1 protein-coding gene is annotated in these 1,615 nt (G+C 78.9%); it reads right to left on the bottom strand.

Annotated elements, in window-relative coordinates:
* The coding region (locus AC2CHG_RS31310; protein ID WP_484526203.1) for a winged helix-turn-helix domain-containing protein at positions 1-1,413 on the bottom strand (1,413 nt) is incomplete at its 3' end.
* Positions 1,414-1,615 lie beyond the last annotated feature (202 nt).

Genomic DNA, 1,615 nt, shown 5'->3' with positions numbered 1-1,615 from the left:
CCGCAGCTGCGCGTCGGCGGCGGCCGGATCCCCGGCGTACGCCCGTTCGGCGGCGGCGGCCAGCGCCAGCTCCGGATCCCGGCGGACCGCCTCGGCGGGCGGCTCGGGTGGGGCGGGTACGGCGGCCGGTTCGTCCGGTGCCAGCTCGGGCCAGCGGGTGACGAGCAGTTCGGTGGCGTCGGCCCACGCACCGGCGAGCAGCGCGTGCCGCAGCGCCTCGGCCGGACGGTCGTGGGTCCCGTACCACCCGGCGGCGCGCCGGTGCAGCTCCCGCACCTCGTCGGCGGGCAGCCGGTCCAGCTCGTCGCGCAACACGTCGGCCAGCAGCGGGTGCGGCCGGTACCACTGCGGGCTGCCGCCGTCCTGATGCAGGAAACCGCCCTCCCGGGCCGCCTCGGCGAGCAGGTGCCCGGCGTCGGGCCGCCCGGTCAGCGCGGCGGCCAGATCGGCGTGGACCGCGACGGCCACCGCCACCCGGCGCAGGACGTCGCGGGTCGCCGGTTCCAGCGGGGCCAGCACCTCGTCCCGCAGGTACGCGGCGACGTCCGGCTGGTCACCGGCGAACCGTTCCACCGCGCGGGCCGGGTCGGCGCCGTCGCCGAGCGCGAGCGCGGCGAAACGCAGCCCGGCCGGCCATCCGGTGGTGCGCTCGGCCAGGCGGGCCACGGCCGGGGCGGGTACGGCCACGCCGTGCGCGACGAGCAGGTCGGCCACCTCGTCGGCGGTGAACGCCAGGTCGTCGGCGCCGATCACGGTCAGCTCACCGGCCAGCCGCCAGCGGTGCAGCGCCAGCGGTGGTTCGCCGCGCGCGCCGGCCACCAGCCGCAACCGGCCGTCGGAGTGCCGGAGCAGGAACTCCAGCCCGGTCAGGGCGGCCGGGCCGGTGACCCGGTGCAGGTCGTCCAGGACCAGCAGCACGGGCCGTTCCCGGGCGGCGAGTGCGGCGGCGAGCGTTTCGAGCTGCTCGGGCCGGGGCGGTCCGTCCGGCACCGGCGGCGGCCCGTCGTCCGGATCGTCGGCGGCGGCGGTACGCAGGGCCGCCGCGAGGTAGCCCCAGAGCCGCCGGGTGGTCTCCCCCTCGGCCACCGTCACCCAGGCCGGCGCCGGCCCGTCCCGCTCCCCCCGCGCCCAGGTCGACAGCAGCGTCGTCTTCCCCCAGCCGGCCGGCGCGCAGACGAGCGTCACCGGTCCGGACGCGCCCTGTTCCAGCCGGTCCAGCAGCCGCGGACGCAGCAGGACCGGCTCGGGCGGCACGGGCGGCGTCAACCGGGACGTCAGCAGCGGCGGGCCACCCGGCAGCGCACCACCGGCGACATCGGGCGAATCGAGGCCGGTGGTGAGCAGATCGGGCGTACCGGTGATGTCGCTTGTGCCGCTCGGTGCGGTGACGACCTGGTCTGCCTCCTCCGGCATGCGTCCCTCCCCCCGTCGGTGCGGGCAGCGGTTACCCGCACCGCGCCGGTTCACCCCTTCCGGGCGAACCCCGCTCACCCGGGCGCCGCGCACCCTGTAGGCACGCGGGGCGGCGGCCGGGTGGCGGCGCCCTCGGGACGGCGGGAGGTCAGGTGGCGCGGAGCGGACGGCTGGCGGCGGGCGCGCTGGCGCTGGCGGGGGC

Source organism: Micromonospora sp. ATLC20 (assembly GCF_057196585.1).
Note: the sequence above shows the minus strand (reverse complement) of the source record. Positions and strands in the feature narration are given on the sequence as shown.